The following is an 18,055-nucleotide window of genomic DNA, read 5'->3' on the forward strand; positions in this document are numbered from 1 at the left end:
AAGGGTTCTCGAGCAAGGTAAGCCGCCTACGCGCAGTGGTGAGGTGACCAAAGGTTTCAGCAGCACCACTCGCGGTTGGCCGGGCATGGGGTGCAGGACGGTGGGGTCCGCGGGAACAGATGTGGGGGTGTCGGGCAATGCGGAGACTCCTTCGTTTCGGGTCGCGAGTGGATCGGGGTGTCCCGCCGGGTATCCGGGTCAGGGAACACCGGCATGAGAGGGGGCTCGCAGAGTCAGGAGGGCACCCTGCCAGCGGCTGCGCAGCCGCCGGTCGTGGCTGACGATCACGAGCGCGCCCGCGTAGTGGGACAGGGCGGTCTCCAGATCTTCGACGAGACCGGGGGAGAGGTGGTTGGTGGGTTCGTCGAGCAGTAGCGCTGCCGTCGGCTCGGTGACCAGCCGGGCCAGCGCCAGCCGCTGGCGCTGGCCGGTCGACAGCTCACCGACCCGGGTCGTGAGCTGTTCGCGGGAGAAAAGTCCCAGCGCGAGCAGTCGCTCGGCATGCTCGTCGGCAACGCCTCGGCGGCCGTGCGCGAAGGCGGCCAGCAGAGTGCGGCCGGGATCGCCGGTGCGGGGTTCCTGTGCGAGATAACCGATACGGCCGCGGCGAGTGATTGTTCCGCTGTCCGGTTCGAGTTCACCTGCCAGCACACGGAGCAACGTGGTCTTGCCCGCGCCGTTCGGGCCGGTGATCAGCACACGCTCACCGGCCGCGACCGCGAAACTCGTGGACGTCAGCCTGTTCGCGACGCTGATATCGGTGGCGTGGAGCACCACGCCACATGCTCCGCCGGGGACCATACGCGTCACCCTGTCGGATGCGTTGCCGTAGGCATTGTTGCTCGAGTTCTGGGCTCTGCCGGGCACGTCTTCCCTCGGATAGCCGGGCTTGGCGGTCTTCTCGTGCCCGCCGCCATGGGCCTTCTCGGCCGAGGCGACGTGCATTGTCTTGCCGACCTCGCTTCGCGGCTCGAATGTGTCACCCTGTCCTCTGCCGGACACATCGATCGGGGCAGGCTCGAGCCCAGGGCCCGGCGCGCCGTCGAGCGCACCGGGATCCGCCCGATCCGGTGAGACGGCAGGTCGCGTGCCCGGCGCGGTACCCTGCGCCCCGGCTGTCCAGAGGGAGTTTGTGAACCGCAATGGTTCCGGGGGTGGCGGTACGGGATCGTCGAGGAGGCGGCGTAGCCGTTCCTCGGCATTGCGGACCCGGCCGGCCAGCGACTGCTGAACCCGCCCGCCTGCCCGGTCGTAGGCCATCTTGTTGTTGTCCTTCATCGCCCGGCCCGGCGCCACGCGGCGCGCCGTTGTCGCGATGGTTTCGCGTAACCGCTCGGTATCGGACTGCCACTGCGTGTACGCCTGTGTCCAGCGCTGCCGCGCCGCGGTTTTCTCGGTCAGGAAGCCTCGGTAGCCGTTGCCGTAGCGGGTCACGCGCCGGCGGTCGGCGTCGACCTCCAGCAAGGTGGTGGTGACCCGCTCCAGGAAGACCCGGTCGTGCGAGACCGCCACCGTTGTTCCCCGCCGGGTTCGCAGGTGGTCTTCCAGCCAGGTCAGGGCATTGTCGTCGAGGTGGTTGGTCGGCTCGTCCAACAGCAGCACCTCGGGTGCGGCTGCGAGCAGTGCGGCCAGCCGCAGGCGGACCTGTTCGCCGCCGGACAGCCCGGCGACGGTGCGTTCCCGGGAAACCAGTCCCAAACCGAGTCCGTGCAGGGCGCGTTCCACCCGGGCGTCGGCGTCGTAACCACCACGCAGTTCGAAAATGGTGGTCAGATCGCCGTATTCGGTCAATCCGGAGTCGTCGCCCGCGGCCATCCCGGCCTCCAGGTGACGCATCCGTGTTTCGATCCGGCGCAGATCGCGCAACGCCCGGTCGATGATCTGCTGGACCGTCAGCCGTGCCGGTAGCTGTTCGTCCTGGGCGAGATAGCCGATACCGCCCGCGGCATCGACGATGATTTCGCCCCGGTCGGGCGCTTCCCGCCCGGCGATCAGCCGCAGCAGGGTGGATTTACCGGACCCGTTCTCCCCGACGATCCCGGTGCGTTCACCCGCGCCGAGCGAGCATGTGATCTCGTCGAGAACGAGCCGGCCGTGGAACGATTTGCTGACCGCGTGTGCGGTGATCTGAGTGGGCATACAGGAACTCCGAAGTATTCGAGGACGCGGCCATCGACGACCGCAGGACCGGGGAAACACTTCGGAAGAACATCGGCACCCTCACTAGTGCGACAACAGTTGCATTAGGATGATGCCACGCCACCACCCATTCGAGCAACCGGAAACCGACGATGAACCCACACGACCCGCCCCGCCCCCGGCCCCGCCCCGGCGGCCGCACCGCCCGCATCCGCGAGCAGGTCCTCGACGCCGTGCGCGCGGAACTCACCGAACACGGCTACGACGCGCTCACCGTCGATACGGTCGCGGCCCGCGCCGGCGTGCACCGCACCACGGTGTACCGCCGCTGGCGCGATACCGGCGGCCTCATCGCCGACCTCTTCGACGCAGCCGCGGATATCGACTGGCACCCCCGCGACACCGGTTCGCTACGCGGCGACCTCGCCGCGCTCAACGCCGAAATCCAGGAATCCTTCACCGAACAACCCTCGATCGCGGCGGCACTGGTCGCGGTGTCGTTCCGTTCGGACGAGGCAGCCCGGGCCCTGCAACAACTCTGGGAAGATCGCTACACCCAATCCGAGATAGTCGTCGAACGAGCCCTCCGCCGCGGTGAACTCCCACCCCACACCGACCACCGCGCCCTCCTCATCGCCGCCACCGCCCCCGTCTACCATCACGTCGTATTACTTCGTGCCCCAACCGATCCCGCTCTCCCGGACCGCGCTGCGCACGCCGCCACCCTCGCAGGCCGCGCGGGTGCCTTCGCCCCATCGCGGTAGCGGCGTTCGCGCATCGGTCGACACCTGTATCCCGATCGGGTTGCCTCGTGTCGTGATTCGAACCGGCACCGGTCGACGAACTCCAGCCCTGGGGGGCCGACCGGGATCTGCACCGGTCGGCGCTCACCGAGGGCCGGTACCGGTGTCGCCGCCACCGGTACCCCCGAGGGGGTCTCCCTCGCTCGCCCCGGCCTGTATCGCGCGCACTCCGACCGTCGGCCCCGGTTGTTGCCCGCGCCGGGTCAGACGGTCAGCAGGACCTTGGTGGCGCGGCGTTCGTCCATGGCGCGGTAGCCCTCCGCGGCCTGTTCCAGCGGGAGAGCGAGGTCGAAAACCTCACCGGGGTCGATTTCGCCGCGGACGATGAGGTCGATCAGGTCGGGCAGGAAGCGGCGCACCGGGGCCGGACCGCCGTGCAGGTGCACCCCGGAGAAGAACAGCTGCATCCCGTCGAGTTGGACATCGTGCGCGACGCCGACGTAGCCGACGTGCCCGCCGGGGCGGGTCGCGCGGATGGCCTGCATCATCGACTCCTGGGTGCCGACTGCCTCGATGGTCGAATGCGCGCCGAGCCCGCCGGTGAGTTCCTTGATTTTCGCCACGCCCGATCTACCGCGCTCTTCGACGATATCGGTGGCGCCGAACCTGCGGGCCAGCGCCTGGCGGTCGGCGTGGCGGCTCATGGCGATGATGCGATCGGCGCCGAGATGTTTCGCGGCGAGGACGGCGAGCAGCCCGACGGCACCGTCACCGACGACGACCACCGTCTTCCCGGGCCCGGCCTCGGCGGCGACCGCGGCGAACCAGCCGGTGCCGAGCACATCGGAGGCCGCGAGCAGGGCCGGGTACTGTGCGGGACCGGGGGACCCGGGCACGGGCACCAGGGTGCCGTCGGCGAGGGGGATCCGGGCGCGTTCGGCCTGGGTGCCGATCGAACCGATGGGGACGCTGTGTACACAGCGGCTCTGATAGCCGGCGCGGCAGATCTCGCACGTGTTGTCGGAGGCGAAGAACGACCCCACCACGAAATCGCCCACCGACAGGTCGCGCACATCCGGGCCGACCTCCTCGACCACCCCGATGTACTCGTGCCCCATCGGCGCGGGGCCGTCGACCTGTTCGACACCGCGGTAGGGCCACAGATCCGACCCGCAGATACAGGTGGCGGCGATCCGGATGATCGCATCAGTGGGTTCGGCGATCACCGGGTCGGTACGGTCTTCGACCCGTACATCGCCGGGGGCGTACAGCATGACTCCACGCATTCTCGTGTTCTCCTTCTCCGGTGGTTTCGGGGATCGTCCCGCCACCCGGCGGTCACCGTGGGGCGCCACGCGGCGGTGTGACGGAGCAGAGACCCGGCTGTCGGGATCCGCGTACGGAGATACACTGCGCCCGGACCGAATCGCCGACTCCGGTCGGCCGAACCCTTGTACGAGGAGGGCCAGTATGCCGCCTGCACCGCTACCGCAATCCGAAGAAACCGATCTGATGCAGCGGGTCGCGCGGCTGGAGGCGGTCGAGGCGATCAAGGCCCTCAAACATCGTTACCTGCGGGCGTGCGACGCGAAGGACCCGAAGGCTTTCCGGGAGTGTTTCGTCGCCGCGGGGGCCGCGGTCGACTACGGTGCGCTCGGCTCCTTCGACGCCGACGGGATGGCGGCGGTATTCGAGAAGATCGCGTTGCAGAAGGTCGACGGGAAGAACGTGATCCTCGATATGCATCACGGGACCCACCCCGATATCACCGTCCTCGACGCGGAGCGTGCCTCCGGGAAGTGGACACTGAAATTCCGCCAGGTGAACTTGATCGAGAACACCGAGACGGTGATGACCGGCGAGTACGACGACGAATACGTGGTCGAGGACGGCGGATGGAAGATCGCCGCCTGCCGGTTCGAGCAGTATTGGTCGATCACGCGGCCGGTCGACGAAACCTGCCGGATCGCGCAGTAGTTACGGCGAGCCGGTCGATGCGTTCGCGCGGAGGTGTCAGGCGTCCTCGATACGGAAGAGCGTGCACCGGCCGGCCAGGGCGGCGAACTCGTCGGGGTCGTCGCTGGTCACCACCCCCGACTTGATCATGACCGGGACACCGGTGGGCACGAGTCGCGGGAACTCCCGCAGCACCGGTTCGCTGTCGGCCGCCGGGATCTCCACCAGGCGCACCGTCCGTTTCCGCCGCCCGACCTCGAGTTCCGCGGTCTCGGCGGCCTGGACGTTCTTCACCCAGTCCGCGCCGGGAATACCGCCGAGAACGTACTCGGCGCCCTCGTATTCGAACGGTGTCACCGGCGTGGTGCGGAGCTTGCCGGATTTCCGGCCCGCAACGGTGAGCAACGCCATCGGCAATGCGATCCCCACCCGGCTGACGGCGACCATCGCCCGGTTCATCGGTTTCAGCCAACCGGGAATCTTGACGTTATCGCCTGCCATCGCGCGCTCCTCCACCTCGGCACACCTGGTCCGTGCCCCGAACGAAGCGAACCGTCCGATGCGGCCCGCTCCGGCAGCGTAGCGGTTGCGGGGGACAGCCGCCGCCTCCGGGAAACCTCGGTCCTCGGCGACCGGTAGCCGAGAAATACCGCATGATCCGATAGCGACCGCACGTTCGCGCCGACCACTGCGATTGCTTCCGGTGGAGGTGGTGCGCCTCGCCGTGGGTTCGGCACACCAGGGTCCGGGGTATTCGAGCCTTATCGTTACGTGGCCCGCGGTATCGGGGGCAGGTGACGGCACCACTCGCGGAACCTCGGCGCGTGGTGGTCCGGATGAGGAACGGAGGAACCATGGGGCAGGTCGACCGACCCCGGGAACAATGGGGTACACGAGCCGGATTCCTGCTCGCCGCGATCGGTTCGGCGGTGGGACTGGGCAATATCTGGCGATTCCCCTATGTCGCCTACGAGAACGGCGGCGGCGCCTTCTTGGTGCCGTACCTGATAGCACTGCTCACAGCCGGTATTCCGGTACTGATATTCGACTACGCGATGGGCCACAAGTTCCGGGGCTCGCCACCGCTGGCGTTCCACCGGCTGTCCCGGCGGGTGACGGCGCTCGGCTGGTGGCAGGTGGCCATCTGTTTCGTGATTGCCACCTACTACGCGGTGATCATCGCCTGGGCGGCCCGCTACGTCGGGTTCTCGGTCGGCCAGCAGTGGGGCGACGATCCCGACGCCTTCTTCGGCGAATTCCTGCACCAAGCCGACGAACCGTCCTTCGGGACGTCCTACGTCCCGGGGGTGGCGATACCGCTGATCGTGGTCTGGCTGGTGACCCTGGGCGTGCTCGGCTTCGGGGTGCGCCGCGGGATCGAAGCCGCCAGCAAGATTTTCATCCCGCTGCTGGTGGTGCTTTTCGGCATCCTCGTGGTGCGGGCCCTGTTCCTGCCCGGCGCGGCCAGCGGGCTCGACGCGTTCTTCTCGCCGGACTGGTCCGCGATCACCAACGGGAAAGTCTGGGTGGCGGCCTACGGTCAGATCTTCTTCTCGCTGTCCGTCGGGTTCGGCATCATGATCACCTACTCCTCGTATCTGCGGCGTAAGGCGGATCTGACGGGCTCGGCGCTGGTCACCGGGTTCGCCAACAGCTCGTTCGAGATCCTTGCCGGAATCGGTGTCTTCGCGGCTCTCGGGTTCATGGCGACCCAGGCCGGCACCGCGATCGACGAGGTCGTGACCGATGGTGTCGGGCTGGCGTTCGTCGCGTTCCCCGCCATCATCTCCGAACTGACCGCCGGGGCGGCCTGGTTCGGCATCCTGTTCTTCAGCTCCCTGCTGATCGCGGGCCTGACCTCGCTGATAAGCATTGTGCAGGTGCTGGTATCCGCGGTACAGGACCGCACCGGTATGGACCGCGTGCCGACCGTGCTCATCGTCGGCGGCGCTGCCGCGGCGGTCTCCATCGCGCTCTTCCCGACCCGCGGCGGCCTGTTCTTGCTCGACGCGGTCGACCGCTTCATCAACGCCTACGGCGTGGCGCTCGCCGCTCTGGTCGCGGTCGTGGTGGTGGCCTGGGGGTTGCGGAAACTGCCGCTGCTGCAGGCCCATGTCGACTCGATATCGGTGGTGCGCCTGGGCTGGATATGGAAGATCACCCTGGGCGTCGTCACACCGGTCGTGCTCGGCTGGATGATGATCGATTCGTTGCGCGCGGAGTTCGCGGAGAACTACAGCGGTTACTCCGGCAGCTTTCTGATGATCGCCGGCTGGGGTGTGGCGCTCGGCGCCATCGCGGTGGGCATCGTGCTCGCCCTGATCCCCTGGCGTAACGCCGGTCCCGCACCGGACACGGCCGCATCGGGCAACGCGTCACACGAGGCCGTTACTCCGGCCGGAAAGGACGAAAGCTGATGTCCACTGGAGCGATCATCATGCTGATCATTTCCATCGTCGTGGTGTGGGGTGGTCTGGCCGGGGCGCTACTGCTGATCCGGCGTCATCCCGAAACCCCGGACGCCGGCGAGGATTCCGCCGCAGCAGGAGAATCGGCCGGTCACCGCACATAGACCGATATCACGGTTGTCACCGGCACGGGCCCGAGTGCTTCGGGTACCCGTGCCGGTGCGCGCGGGATCAGAAATCCCAGTCGTCGTCTTCGGTGTTGACGGCCTTGCCGATCACGTAGCTGGACCCCGAACCGGAGAAGAAGTCGTGGTTCTCATCGGCGTTCGGGGACAGCGCCGACAGGATCGCCGGGTTGACCTCGGTTTCGTCCTTCGGGAACAGGCCCTCGTAGCCGAGATTCATCAGCGCCTTGTTGGCGTTGTAGCGCAGGAACTTCTTGACGTCCTCGGTGAGGCCGACCTCGTCGTAGAGGTCCTGGGTGTATTCGACCTCGTTGTCGTACAGCTCGAACAGCAGCTCGAAGGTGTAGTTCTTCAGCTCGTCGCGTTCGGCCTGGGTGACCTGTTCGAGGCCGCGCTGGTACTTGTAGCCGATGTAGTAGCCGTGCACCGCCTCGTCCCGGATGATCAGGCGGATCATATCGGCGGTATTGGTCAGCTTGGCCCGCGACGACCAGTGCATCGGCAGGTAGAAGCCGGAGTAGAACAGGAAGCTTTCCAGCAGCGTCGAGGCGACCTTGCGTTTGAGCGGATCGTCGCCGCGGTAGTAGTCGAGGACGATCTCCGCCTTACGCTGGAGGTTGCGGTTCTCTTCCGACCAGCGGAAGGCATCGTCGATCTCACGGGTGGAGCACAGCGTGGAGAAGATCGAGCTGTAGCTCTTGGCGTGCACCGATTCCATGAACGCGATATTGGTGAGCACCGCCTCTTCGTGCGGGGTCAGCGCATCGGGGATGAGGCTGACCGCGCCGACCGTGCCCTGGATGGTGTCCAGCAGGGTGAGCCCGGTGAACACCCGCATGGTGAGCTGCTTCTCGTCCGCGGTGAGGGTCGCCCAGGACGGGATGTCGTTGGATACCGGGACCTTCTCGGGAAGCCAGAAGTTACCGGTGAGCCGATCCCAGACCTCGGCGTCTTTCTCATCGGGTACCCGATTCCAGTTGATGGCCGAAACCCGATCGATGAGCTTCATGCTGCTTCCACACCCTTCCCAACGAATCCGACGACAACCCTACGCGTGCCGTAACACTACCCCTTGGGGGTCGAATCACCGAGCGGCACCAGAACTTGTGTTTATCGCGTCGAATGCGCTAGAGGAGCGGGGACTTCGGCGCACTGGCTACCGCAGGCGCCGAGCCTACTTCAGTCGTCGCCGGGTGGGTTGTGCCGCCCGCCCGATCGGTCGTCGCCCTCCGGCGACGCAGACATGGCCAGGCCGAACGCCAGACCGAAACCGATTCCGAGCCCGACGCCGAGAGCGAGATTGCCGAGGACCGCGAGGCCGAGCGGGATCCCGATCGCCAGTCCGATGGCGATCCCGATACTCAACCGGTAACCGAGCGAGCGATCACCACCGGCGCCCATCCTTCGACGGTACCGGTATCAAGGGGTCCTACCTGCGTTTTCGGCATTCCAGGATGGTCTCGGGGAGGTCGCGAACGAGTATTCGGCGAGTGGTTTCGCGGGCGGGAAACCCGCCGGTTCAGTTGCCGGGGGCCAGGCCGCCGGGCGTATTCGGCGGGGCCCCGTTCGGGGGTGGCCCCGGCCGACCGCCCGGAGGTGGGCCGACCGGCCCCGTACCGCCTTCTTGCCGGTTGGTGGATTTCTCGGCCACTCCGATGGTGAGAGAGATATCCAGCCCGGTTTCCGGAGAACCGGTGACCGTGGCGAGTTCGGCGTCCCAGCCGTCGCCGAACACATTGTCGGAGTCCAGGGTGACCTGGGACAGGTTGTCGCGGCTGCGCGCATACCCGGAATCGGCAGCGAAAACCTGCTCGCACACGTCCTGCGGTAGGGCGATCTGCGAGGTGAGCCGGGCGTTCTCGCCGCCGACCGCGATGTCGAGGCTGTCGTAGACCTCGAAGTGGATATGGGGCCAGCGGCCCGAATAGCAGGCCGGGAAGATCGAGGTGAAGCTCACCCGGCCGCTCTCATCGGCTACCTGGACCCCGCGCAGGTAGTTCTGGTCGATGATCTCCTCGCCGTACAGCGAATACTCGCCGTCCCGGTCGCAATGTCAGAGGTAGAGCGCCATCCCGGCGCCCGCGGCGCCGTCCTTCGCCAGGTCCTGCAGGGTGAGCCGGATGGTGGCCGGTACTCCCTCGGCCGTGCCGGTACAGGGCCCGAAGCTGCTGGTGATATCCGAGCGGACCACACCGGATTCGATGAGAACATTCGGGCCGTTCGAACCGTCGCCGGGGTACGGGCCCGCCGTTTCCTGCGGCGCCGCTACGGCGACGGTTCCCGGGTTCGCGGCGGTGGGGTTCGCGGCCGAACCGGTGCCGCCGTCGCCGGTGGAGCAGGCCGCCGCGACCGAAGCGGTTCCCACCGCACCCAGCAACCACAGGGCGCGCCGCCGGGAGAACATCACCGACATATCGTGGGCGAGCCCCAGATCGTGTTCGTGTTCTTCCGCGTTCGGCCGGGACGGACGTTTCCACACGTTGTGCACCTCTTCTCGAATGGGTGACACCGACGCTGGAAAAGCCGACTGGCGGTCGCCTGGGTTCGCGCTGGGAATCGGCTGTGTGCGACCCGGCCGGTCGCCACGGCGACTGCGTGCACACGGGGCGAAGGTCCAGGCCGGTCGGATGCCGGGGACCCGGCGCCGGGATCACTCCACCACGTAGGAGTTGAGGCTGTCCTGGATATCGGTGAGTACCGCACGCGCGGAGGTCAGGCCCGTGGTGTGCCATAGCGCGTCGTCGACCACGAAGGTGCGCCCGTCGGTGGCTGCGCCGAGTTCTTTCCACTCCGGTGAACGCATCACCGATTCGCCGTGCTCCTGGCCCTCCGGTCCGGCGAACATGACATAGATGAGATCGCCCTCGGCGGCGACGGGATCGGATTCGTCCAGCGGCTCCGATTCGTCCCGCTGTGCGGTCGGCCGTTGCGCGCCGGTATCGGCGAGGACCTGCGCCGCGAAGGTTTCGCTGCCCATGATCTCGCTGCCGGTGGCGGTGAACCGGACCAGCGATGCCTCGGTGAACGCGGCGTTGATGGATTTACCGGTATCGGCGGCCTCGGTGCGGTACTCGTCGAGCGCCTCCCGTGCGGCCGTGGCGCGGCCCATGGCACCCGCGAAGGCGCTGAACTGCTCCTCCCAGGTCTTGTCCGTGCCGGTCAGGACCGTAGGGGCGATATCGCTCAGGGCCGCGTAGTCGGCGCGGCCGGCCGGTACCTCGCCGATGATGAGATCGGGAGCCAGCTGGGCGATGAGCGCGGGGTCGGGATCGGTGGCGAGCCCGACACCGGGGACCTCCAGTACCCCGTACCCCAGGTAACCCGGCTGCGGCGAGGGGCCGGGCACGGTGGTGGCGCCGACGACTCGCTCCCACAGGCCCACGGCGCAGGTCGCATCGAGTGCGGAGGTGCCGAGCACCACGATCCGCTGCGGGTCGGCCGGAACCCGCGATTCGCCCGAGGCGTGCCGGACGGTGCGGGTGGGGCCGTCGGCCGGATCGGCGGGGGTGGGCAAGGAACAGGCCTGTGTGGTGTCCCGCTCGATCCCGACCACGCCCGCGCCGGCGATCTTGGTGGTGGTGCGGACGATCGACGCCGAGTTATCGGGTTGGCTCGCACATCCGGCCACTGCCACCGCGATACAGGCGAGCGCGGCGCCCACGAACCGGTGGGCGCGGCGCACCCGGGTGGAGTTCCGGGGTTTGCGCACGGCTGGGGTACGGACAGCAGGGCTCACCGGCATGCCGGGAAGGGTACATGCCCACCGGGATTTCCTGCGCGCCAGCGTCTGCCGCCGACCGCCGCTCCCGATCGCCGGGGCGGGCGCCGGTACAGCGCGCGTAGGCGGACGGGCAGGTCGTGCGGGTGCGGGCGGTGTCTGCGACCGGTCGCACAATATGGGGCGCAGCGGTGGTGACGCAGCTCCGCGCCCGGTTATCGGGCATTCGGAGCACCGGTTGGACGGCCTCCGGCGGGCCGGTGACACCGCACCCGGCGGGCCGGCAGTGCGACACTGGGTGGGCCCGTAGTACGACACAGAGTAGGACCCGTTCGGCCGCCGCTCGGCGGACGGTTTACGATTCGAGAAGCGCAAGCTAACCGTTGGCTGCCCCGCGCGACGGGGCAGCGGGCAAACAGTGGAGCCTGCGGAGCGACCCTAAAGGCACCTTCAGGAGGATCAGTGACTGCCGTAGAGCCCAAGCCAGTCCCGCAGGGGGTGGAAGCGACTCGGCCATTTCCGGCACGATTGGGGCCGAAGGGGTCGTTCATATACAAGGCTGTGACAACCACGGACCCGAAGGTCCTGGGTGTCATGTATTTGACCACCTCGATGGCGTTCTTCCTCATCGGCGGCCTGATGGCGCTGATGATGCGTGGTGAGCTCGCTCGCCCGGGCCTGCAGTTCCTTTCGCCCGAGCAGTTCAACCAGCTGTTCACCATGCACGGCACGATCATGCTGCTGTTCTATGCGACCGCGATCGTGTTCGGTTTCGCCAACATCATCCTGCCGCTGCAGATCGGCGCCCCCGACGTCGCCTTCCCGCGGCTGAACGCCTTCAGCTACTGGCTGTATGCCTTCGGCGCCAGCATGGCGACCGCGGGCTTCATCACCCCGGGCGGTGCCGCGGACTTCGGCTGGACGGCGTACGTGCCGCTCACCGATATCCTGCATTCGCCGGGTGTGGGCACCGACCTGTGGATCATGGGCCTGGCCGTTTCCGGTCTGGGCACCATCCTCGGTGGTGTGAACATGCTGACGACCGTGGTCTGCCTGCGCGCTCCGGGTATGACCATGTTCCGGATGCCCATCTTCACCTGGAACATCGCCGTCACCAGCGTCCTGGTGCTGCTCGCGTTCCCGCTGCTGACCGCGGCTCTGCTGGGCCTGGCCTACGACCGTCACCTGGGCGGCCACATCTACGACCCCGGTACCGGCGGCATCCTGCTCTACCAGCACCTGTTCTGGTTCTTCGGGCACCCCGAGGTGTACATCATCGCGCTGCCGTTCTTCGGTATCGTGTCCGAGATCTTCCCGGTGTTCAGCCGTAAACCGATCTTCGGCTACACCACCCTGGTCTACGCGACCCTCGGAATCGCGGCCTTGTCCATCGCCGTGTGGGCGCACCACATGTACGCCACCGGCGCGGTGCTGCTGCCGTACTTCTCGTTCATGACCTTCCTGATCGCGGTCCCGACCGGTGTGAAGTTCTTCAACTGGATCGGCACCATGTGGAAGGGGCAATTGACGTTCGAATCACCGATGTTGTTCTCGGTGGGCTTCCTCGTCACCTTCCTGTTCGGTGGTCTGTCCGGTGTCATCCTGGCCAGCCCGCCGCTGGACTTCCACGTGACCGACTCCTACTTCGTGGTCGCGCACTTCCACTACGTGCTCTTCGGCACCATCGTGTTCGCCACCTACGCCGGTATCTACTTCTGGTTCCCGAAGATGACCGGCCGTATGCTGGACGAACGCCTCGCGAAGTGGCACTTCTGGACCACGTTCTTCGGCTTCCACCTCACCTTCCTGGTGCAGCACTGGCTGGGTGCGGAAGGTATGCCGCGCCGCTACGCCGACTACCAGGCCGGTGACGGGTTCACCACGCTGAACACCATCTCCACCATCGGTGCCTTCATCCTCGGCGCCTCGATGCTGCCGTTCCTGTGGAACGTCTTCAAGAGCTACCGCTACGGCGAGGTGGTGACGGTGGACGATCCGTGGGGTTACGGCAACTCTCTCGAATGGGCCACCAGCTGCCCACCACCGCGGCACAACTTCTACGAACTGCCGCGGATCCGGTCCGAACGTCCCGCCTTCGAACTGCACTACCCGCATATGATCGAGCGGATGCGCAAGGAAGCGCACGTCGGTCTCAACGGTGGAGCCAAGCACCACCCCGAGGACACGCTGGTCAAATCCTGACACGTTCCTGCAATGCACAGATGCGCCCGTCGGCCCAGGTCGGCGGGCGCGCTGCGTTTCCGGTCCCGGAATGGAGGGGCCGTCGGCAGGAGACCGACGACCGAACGCTTAGATTGTGGAGGGCCTCGCCCGGTTTCGAGTCCTCCGAGCGGCGCAGCGCAGCGCCCCCCGGATTCGCCTACCTCCGTGGTGTGGGGCCTGTTTCGTTCTGGAGCGACAGAACGGAGGAGCGGCGGAGTGAAGAACGAGACCCGAAGGGCCCCGAACCCCGCGCCGCCGGAGGCGGCGCCATGATACAGAGAGTGAGCAGGTTCTTGGCCGAGACGACCGTTCTCGTCACCGTCACCGGGCCCGACCGTCCGGGGGTCACTTCGGTGCTGTTGACCGCGCTGTCGCGGCATCGGGTGAGTCTGCTCGATATCGAACAGGTGGTGATCCGCGGCCGGCTCACCTTGGGCGTGCTGGTCAGCTGTCCCTCCGATCCCGAGGCTTTACAGGACGAGCTCGAAGAGGCGATGAACACCGTCGGCATGCAGGTCGATGTGGATGTCGATGCCGATGCCGCCCGGGCACCCGTCTCCACGCATGCCGTGGTGGTGCTGGGCGCACCGGTGACGGCGCGGGCGTTCAGCGCGGTATCGCGGGAGCTGGCCGCGCTCGGTGTGAACATCGATCTGATCCGCGGAATCGCCGACTATCCGGTCACCGGTATGGAGCTCATGGTCACCGCCCCGGACCGGGCCGGTGATACCGATTCACGATTGCGGACGGCGCTGGCCGAGGTCGCGGTCACCGAGCGCGTCGATATCGCCGTGGAACGGGCCGGGCTGGCCCGGCGGGCCAAACGGCTGATCGTGTTCGATGTGGACTCCACGCTCATCCAGGGCGAGGTCATCGAAATGCTGGCGGCCTACGCGGGCGTGGAGGAGCAGGTGCGCGCCGTCACCGAGGCGGCGATGCGCGGCGAGATCGATTTCGCGGAATCACTGCGGCAGCGGGTCGCGACCTTGGCGGGGCTGGACGAGTCGGTGATTGCGGAGGTCGCGGCGACCATTGCGCTGACCCCGGGCGCGCGCACGACCATCCGTACCCTCAAGCGGCTCGGTTTCCGGTGCGGTGTGGTCTCCGGTGGTTTCCGGCAGGTGATCGACCCGCTGGCCCGCGAGCTCGAGCTCGATTTCGTGCAGGCCAATGTCCTGGAAGTGGCCGGGGGCAAACTCACCGGCCGGGTGGCCGGGCAGATCGTGGACCGCGCCTACAAGGCGACCGCGCTGCGGGCGTTCGCGGCCGAATCCGGGGTTCCGATGGAGCAGACGGTGGCCGTCGGCGACGGGGCCAACGATATCGATATGTTGAACGCGGCAGGTCTGGGTGTGGCGTTCAACGCCAAACCGGCGCTGCGGGAGGTCGCCGATACGGCGTTGTCGCACCCTTACCTCGATGCGGTGCTGTTCATCCTCGGGGTCACCCGCGACGAGGTGGAGGCCGCGGACGCGGAAGACGGGCTGCTGCGGCGGGTACCGCTGGGATAGTGGCGCCGGGTCTGGGTGCGCGGCCGACGGTTTTGCGGATGTCCACGGGCAACTCGGGCCGCCGCAGGGTGCGTTCTATCGGCCGATACGGCCACGGTGACGGCCGGCTGCGGGCCGGAGAATGCCGGTAACCGGCCGGGGCAGCCCGGTGCCGGATCGGCGTACGAGCCACCTGCCCGTACCGGAGCCGGTGGCGCGGACAGGTCCACGGCGGGCGGGGCGCGGGTGCGTAGGTAGGCTGTCGACCGGTGTTGGTCGGGTGCTTGGAGGCTTTGTGTGATGCTGCCGGATAGCGGCGGGGATGTGGTGGCGGACGGACGCGTTTGGGACGAGGTGGGGGATCTGCCGCCGGACCCGGATACCGATTTTTTCGGTGACCCAGGGTTTTCCGAGCGCCATGGGGAACTCGCCGCGGGTTACGGGGGTTCGGGCGACCCGGATGATCCCGCCCAGGTTCAGGCCATGCAGATGGTGTTGCATCTGCCCAAGAACGATCCCCCGGCGCGTAGCGATCTGCTCGCCGCGGCGGCCGGCGCGGCGGTGGCGTTATGCCTGGACCCGCGGGTGGGTTCCGCGGGCGAATGGGAGCAGCCGTATCTGGCGTGGAAGCGATCGCGGATCCGGAAGGTCGCCCGGCGGGCGCGGGGCGCGCAGTGGGCGGCCGCGAACGAGGTGCCCGGGGTAACCGTCGAAAGCGGTGGGGCGCTGGTGCGGGCGTTGGTGCCGGGGCCGGTGGGATCGGTGGATCCGCGGATCCGGCGGCTCCAGATCGGTGGCACCGACCTGGAATCCGATGATCCGGGCCCGGTTCCGCTGGATGTGCCGGTGTTCTGGGTGAACGCCGCGCTGGGCATGACGGTCGGTAAGGCTGCGGCGCAGGTCGGGCATGCGAGCATGCTGTTCGCCGGCGCACTGCCCGTGGAGCAGGCGCAGGCCTGGGCGCAGCGCGGATTCGCCTGTGCGGTCCGTGAAGCCGAGCCCGACGAATGGGAGATGCTGCGCACCGCGGTGGCGCGTAGCGCGGCGACCGCCGTCCGTGACGCGGGTTTCACCGAGGTGGCTCCCGGTTCGACCACGGTGATCGCTACCCGTCCGGCGCGACTCGATCATCGGTAGCGTGCCCGGTGCCGCGACCGAGTACGTCTCGAGACAAGATGGAGGCTGTGGCGCACCCCGATCCAGATCTGCTCATCGACTTCACCGACGTTTCCATCCGCCGCAACGGGCATACGCTCGTCGGGCCTGTCACCTGGCAGGTCGAACTCGACGAACGCTGGGTGATATTGGGGCCCAACGGGGCCGGTAAGACGTCGCTGCTGCAGATAGCGGCCGCCGAAAATCATCCCTCCTCCGGGACCGCCTACGTGCTGGCCGAACGGCTGGGCCGGACGGATATCAGCGAGCTGCGGCCGCGGATCGGCCTGTCCTCTGCGGCGCTGGCGGCCCGGATCCCCGCCGAGGAGCGGGTTGCCGATCTGGTGGTTTCCGCGGGGTACGCGGTACTCGGCCGGTGGCGCGAGAAATACGACGATGTCGATATCGACCGCGCAATCGATATGCTGGAAAGCCTGGGCGCGGAACATCTTCTGGACCGCACCTACGGCACGCTCTCGGAAGGCGAACGCAAGCGGGTCCTGATCGCGCGTGCCCTCATGACAGATCCGGAGCTGCTGCTGCTCGACGAACCGGCCGCCGGTGTGGACCTGGGGGGTCGCGAGGAGCTGGTCGAAAGCCTCGGCGATCTCGCCGCCGACCCCGACTCGCCGGCCTTGGTGCTGGTCACCCATCACGTCGAGGAGATCCCGCCCGGTTTCACCCATTGCATGCTGCTCAGCGAGGGCGAAATCGTCACCCAGGGCCTGCTGGACGAGGTGCTGACCGCGGAGAATCTCAGCGAGGCGTTCCGCCAATCCATTGCCCTGGACCGGATCGACGACCGCTATTTCGCGCGCCGAGCCCGCCGCCTCGGCCGCCACCGCTCCCGCTGAGCTGTGTCCATGGCGCCGCCTCCGGCGGCGCGGGCCGGGGCCCTTGGTCTCGCTCTTCACTCCGTCGCAACGCTGTCCCGCTCTGTCGCTCCACAACGAGGCGGGCCCCGAACCACGGAAGCTGCCTGATCGCATGCGGAGAAACCGGCCGGAGTCGTCTGTGGACAGGATGTGCCCGGTGGCGGCGCCGAGTTCAGCGGTGCCCACGCTCGCGGCCACTCCGGCCCGGCACGGGTGATGGGCGATCGGGCGCGGCGGAGGGCAAGAGTTACTGTGCAGGGGTGAGTGAGACGACTGTGCCGGATTCCGGTGAGGTCCCCGAAGCCAAGGACGCGTCGACGGTGATGCTGGTACGTGACGGTGCGGCAGGCCCGGAGGTGTTCCTGCAGCGACGGGCCGGGGCGATGGAGTTCGCGGCCGGGATGACCGCCTTTCCCGGTGGCCGGGTGGATCCGGTGGACGCGGAGGTCGATATCGACTGGGCCGGGCCGGCGCCGAGCTGGTGGGGGCAGCGGTTCGGGGTATCCGAGGTGCGGGCAAAGGCACTCGTCTGCGCCGCGGTACGGGAAACCTTCGAGGAGTGCGGGGTGCTGCTGGCCGGCCCCACCGCGGACACTGTGGTCGCCGATACCGCCGGATACCGGCGGCAGCGGGAACGGATCGAAAGGCGCGATCTGACGCTGGCCGAGTTCCTGGCCGAGCAGAAGCTCGTCCTGCGCGCCGATCTGCTGCGGCCGTGGGCGCGGTGGATCACCCCGACCGTGGAGCGCCGCCGCTACGACACCCATTTCTTCGTCGCGATGCTGCCCGCGGGCCAGCTGGCCGACGGGGCGACCTCGGAATCCGACGGGGTGCACTGGTCGACCCCGGCCGCCGCACTGGCCACCTGGAAGGCCGGTGAACAGGTGCTGCTGCCCCCGACCTGGTCGCAGCTGACCTCACTCGGCGCCTACGCCGACACTGCGGAGATCCTCGGCGCCGAACCCCCGATCGAACCGATCCAGCCGGAATTCGGTTCCGTGGACGGGAAGATGCTGCTGCAATTCCCCGACAATATGCGGTATTTCGCCGACATACCGGATGCGTCCCGGCTTCAGGGGTCCAAGGGGATGCGCGATACCGATCCCTCGCTGCTGGGTGGTTCCGGGCCCGGCGGCGCGGGTTCGGGCGCCCGGTAGCGTATC

Annotated in this window: 15 protein-coding genes and 1 pseudogene; 9 read left to right on the forward strand and 7 right to left on the reverse strand. The window is 67.7% G+C overall.

The features are described 5' to 3' along the window. Positions 1-198 precede the first annotated feature (198 nt). Complete coding sequence (locus tag NFL01S_RS37220) at positions 199-2,139, reverse strand: ABC-F family ATP-binding cassette domain-containing protein (RefSeq protein WP_062979773.1); 1,941 nt, start codon at positions 2,137-2,139, stop codon at positions 199-201. Between the two features lie 152 nt (positions 2,140-2,291). On the opposite strand from NFL01S_RS37220, the gene NFL01S_RS30425 reads away from it, so the two are divergent. Then, positions 2,292-2,903: a TetR/AcrR family transcriptional regulator gene (locus NFL01S_RS30425; protein WP_062979774.1), complete on the forward strand. Its 612-nt coding sequence runs from the start codon at positions 2,292-2,294 to the stop codon at positions 2,901-2,903. Positions 2,904-3,145: 242 nt separating this feature from the next. On the opposite strand, the gene NFL01S_RS30430 is transcribed toward NFL01S_RS30425, so the two are convergent. Then, complete coding sequence (locus tag NFL01S_RS30430) at positions 3,146-4,168, reverse strand: zinc-dependent alcohol dehydrogenase family protein (protein ID WP_062979775.1); 1,023 nt, start codon at positions 4,166-4,168, stop codon at positions 3,146-3,148. 184 nt (positions 4,169-4,352) lie between these two features. Between NFL01S_RS30430 and NFL01S_RS30435 the strand changes: the two genes are divergently transcribed. After that, entirely contained in the window at positions 4,353-4,859 is a 507-nt protein-coding gene (locus NFL01S_RS30435; RefSeq protein ID WP_062979776.1) for a nuclear transport factor 2 family protein, read from the forward strand. A 36-nt stretch (positions 4,860-4,895) separates the two neighbouring features. On the opposite strand, the gene NFL01S_RS30440 is transcribed toward NFL01S_RS30435, so the two are convergent. Further along, positions 4,896-5,339, reverse strand: a complete 444-nt coding sequence (locus tag NFL01S_RS30440) for a nitroreductase family deazaflavin-dependent oxidoreductase (RefSeq protein ID WP_062979853.1) — start codon at positions 5,337-5,339, stop codon at positions 4,896-4,898. Positions 5,340-5,674: 335 nt separating this feature from the next. Between NFL01S_RS30440 and NFL01S_RS30445 the strand changes: the two genes are divergently transcribed. Further along, entirely contained in the window at positions 5,675-7,255 is a 1,581-nt protein-coding gene (locus NFL01S_RS30445; protein ID WP_245670959.1) for a sodium-dependent transporter, read from the forward strand. Next, on the forward strand, positions 7,255-7,410 hold the full coding sequence (locus tag NFL01S_RS34960) for a methionine/alanine import family NSS transporter small subunit (protein WP_084493392.1): 156 nt from the start codon (positions 7,255-7,257) through the stop codon (positions 7,408-7,410). Before NFL01S_RS30445 ends, NFL01S_RS34960 begins: the two co-directional genes overlap by 1 nt. Before the next feature lie 67 nt (positions 7,411-7,477). Here NFL01S_RS34960 and nrdF read toward each other — a convergent pair whose 3' ends face one another. The 4 genes and pseudogenes from nrdF to NFL01S_RS30465 all read right to left on the reverse strand — a co-directional run bounded on the left by nrdF (position 7,478) and on the right by NFL01S_RS30465 (position 11,173). Beyond that, positions 7,478-8,440, reverse strand: a complete 963-nt coding sequence (nrdF, locus tag NFL01S_RS30450; RefSeq protein ID WP_033241225.1) for a class 1b ribonucleoside-diphosphate reductase subunit beta — start codon at positions 8,438-8,440, stop codon at positions 7,478-7,480. A 170-nt stretch (positions 8,441-8,610) separates the two neighbouring features. Beyond that, positions 8,611-8,832, reverse strand: coding sequence for a hypothetical protein (locus tag NFL01S_RS30455; RefSeq protein ID WP_062979778.1), 222 nt, complete (start codon positions 8,830-8,832; stop codon positions 8,611-8,613). Positions 8,833-8,950: 118 nt separating this feature from the next. Beyond that, positions 8,951-9,910 (reverse strand): annotated as a pseudogene (locus tag NFL01S_RS30460) (peptidase associated/transthyretin-like domain-containing protein). A gap of 171 nt (positions 9,911-10,081) precedes the next feature. Then, complete coding sequence (locus tag NFL01S_RS30465) at positions 10,082-11,173, reverse strand: ABC transporter substrate-binding protein (RefSeq protein WP_084493393.1); 1,092 nt, start codon at positions 11,171-11,173, stop codon at positions 10,082-10,084. Positions 11,174-11,611: 438 nt separating this feature from the next. Here NFL01S_RS30465 and ctaD point away from each other — a divergent pair, with 438 nt between their 5' ends. The 5 genes from ctaD to NFL01S_RS30490 all read left to right on the forward strand — a co-directional run bounded on the left by ctaD (position 11,612) and on the right by NFL01S_RS30490 (position 18,049). Continuing rightward, positions 11,612-13,351: an aa3-type cytochrome oxidase subunit I gene (gene ctaD / locus NFL01S_RS30470; protein WP_062979779.1), complete on the forward strand. Its 1,740-nt coding sequence runs from the start codon at positions 11,612-11,614 to the stop codon at positions 13,349-13,351. 290 nt (positions 13,352-13,641) lie between these two features. Continuing rightward, positions 13,642-14,883 (forward strand): phosphoserine phosphatase SerB, encoded by a 1,242-nt coding sequence (serB, locus tag NFL01S_RS30475; protein WP_062979780.1) that lies wholly within the window; start codon positions 13,642-13,644, stop codon positions 14,881-14,883. Positions 14,884-15,162: 279 nt separating this feature from the next. Next, positions 15,163-15,999: an aminoacyl-tRNA hydrolase gene (locus NFL01S_RS30480; protein ID WP_084493394.1), complete on the forward strand. Its 837-nt coding sequence runs from the start codon at positions 15,163-15,165 to the stop codon at positions 15,997-15,999. Between the two features lie 38 nt (positions 16,000-16,037). Then, entirely contained in the window at positions 16,038-16,871 is an 834-nt protein-coding gene (locus NFL01S_RS30485) for an ABC transporter ATP-binding protein (RefSeq protein ID WP_062979781.1), read from the forward strand. Between the two features lie 344 nt (positions 16,872-17,215). Beyond that, positions 17,216-18,049 carry an NUDIX hydrolase gene (locus NFL01S_RS30490; RefSeq protein WP_245670967.1) on the forward strand — a complete coding sequence of 278 codons (834 nt, stop codon included), beginning with the start codon at positions 17,216-17,218 and terminating at the stop codon, positions 18,047-18,049. Positions 18,050-18,055 lie beyond the last annotated feature (6 nt).

The organism is Nocardia flavorosea NBRC 108225, assembly GCF_001613385.1.
In the GTDB taxonomy this organism is placed as follows: domain Bacteria; phylum Actinomycetota; class Actinomycetes; order Mycobacteriales; family Mycobacteriaceae; genus Nocardia; species Nocardia flavorosea.

Excerpts from the sequence above, each read along its gene's own strand:
- nrdF (WP_033241225.1), bottom strand. The coding sequence starts at position 8,440 with ATGAAGCTCATCGATCGGGTTTCGGCCATCAACTGGAATCGGGTACCC.
- NFL01S_RS34960 (WP_084493392.1), top strand. The coding sequence starts at position 7,255 with ATGTCCACTGGAGCGATCATCATGCTGATCATTTCCATCGTCGTGGTG.
- NFL01S_RS30480 (WP_084493394.1), top strand. The coding sequence starts at position 15,163 with ATGCTGCCGGATAGCGGCGGGGATGTGGTGGCGGACGGACGCGTTTGG.
- NFL01S_RS30455 (WP_062979778.1), bottom strand. The coding sequence starts at position 8,832 with ATGGGCGCCGGTGGTGATCGCTCGCTCGGTTACCGGTTGAGTATCGGG.
- NFL01S_RS37220 (WP_062979773.1), bottom strand. The coding sequence starts at position 2,139 with ATGCCCACTCAGATCACCGCACACGCGGTCAGCAAATCGTTCCACGGC.
- NFL01S_RS30425 (WP_062979774.1), top strand. The coding sequence starts at position 2,292 with ATGAACCCACACGACCCGCCCCGCCCCCGGCCCCGCCCCGGCGGCCGC.
- NFL01S_RS30430 (WP_062979775.1), bottom strand. The coding sequence starts at position 4,168 with ATGCGTGGAGTCATGCTGTACGCCCCCGGCGATGTACGGGTCGAAGAC.
- NFL01S_RS30435 (WP_062979776.1), top strand. The coding sequence starts at position 4,353 with ATGCCGCCTGCACCGCTACCGCAATCCGAAGAAACCGATCTGATGCAG.
- NFL01S_RS30485 (WP_062979781.1), top strand. The coding sequence starts at position 16,038 with ATGGAGGCTGTGGCGCACCCCGATCCAGATCTGCTCATCGACTTCACC.
- serB (WP_062979780.1), top strand. The coding sequence starts at position 13,642 with ATGATACAGAGAGTGAGCAGGTTCTTGGCCGAGACGACCGTTCTCGTC.
- NFL01S_RS30440 (WP_062979853.1), bottom strand. The coding sequence starts at position 5,339 with ATGGCAGGCGATAACGTCAAGATTCCCGGTTGGCTGAAACCGATGAAC.
- NFL01S_RS30465 (WP_084493393.1), bottom strand. The coding sequence starts at position 11,173 with ATGCCGGTGAGCCCTGCTGTCCGTACCCCAGCCGTGCGCAAACCCCGG.
- NFL01S_RS30490 (WP_245670967.1), top strand. The coding sequence starts at position 17,216 with ATGCTGGTACGTGACGGTGCGGCAGGCCCGGAGGTGTTCCTGCAGCGA.
- NFL01S_RS30445 (WP_245670959.1), top strand. The coding sequence starts at position 5,675 with ATGAGGAACGGAGGAACCATGGGGCAGGTCGACCGACCCCGGGAACAA.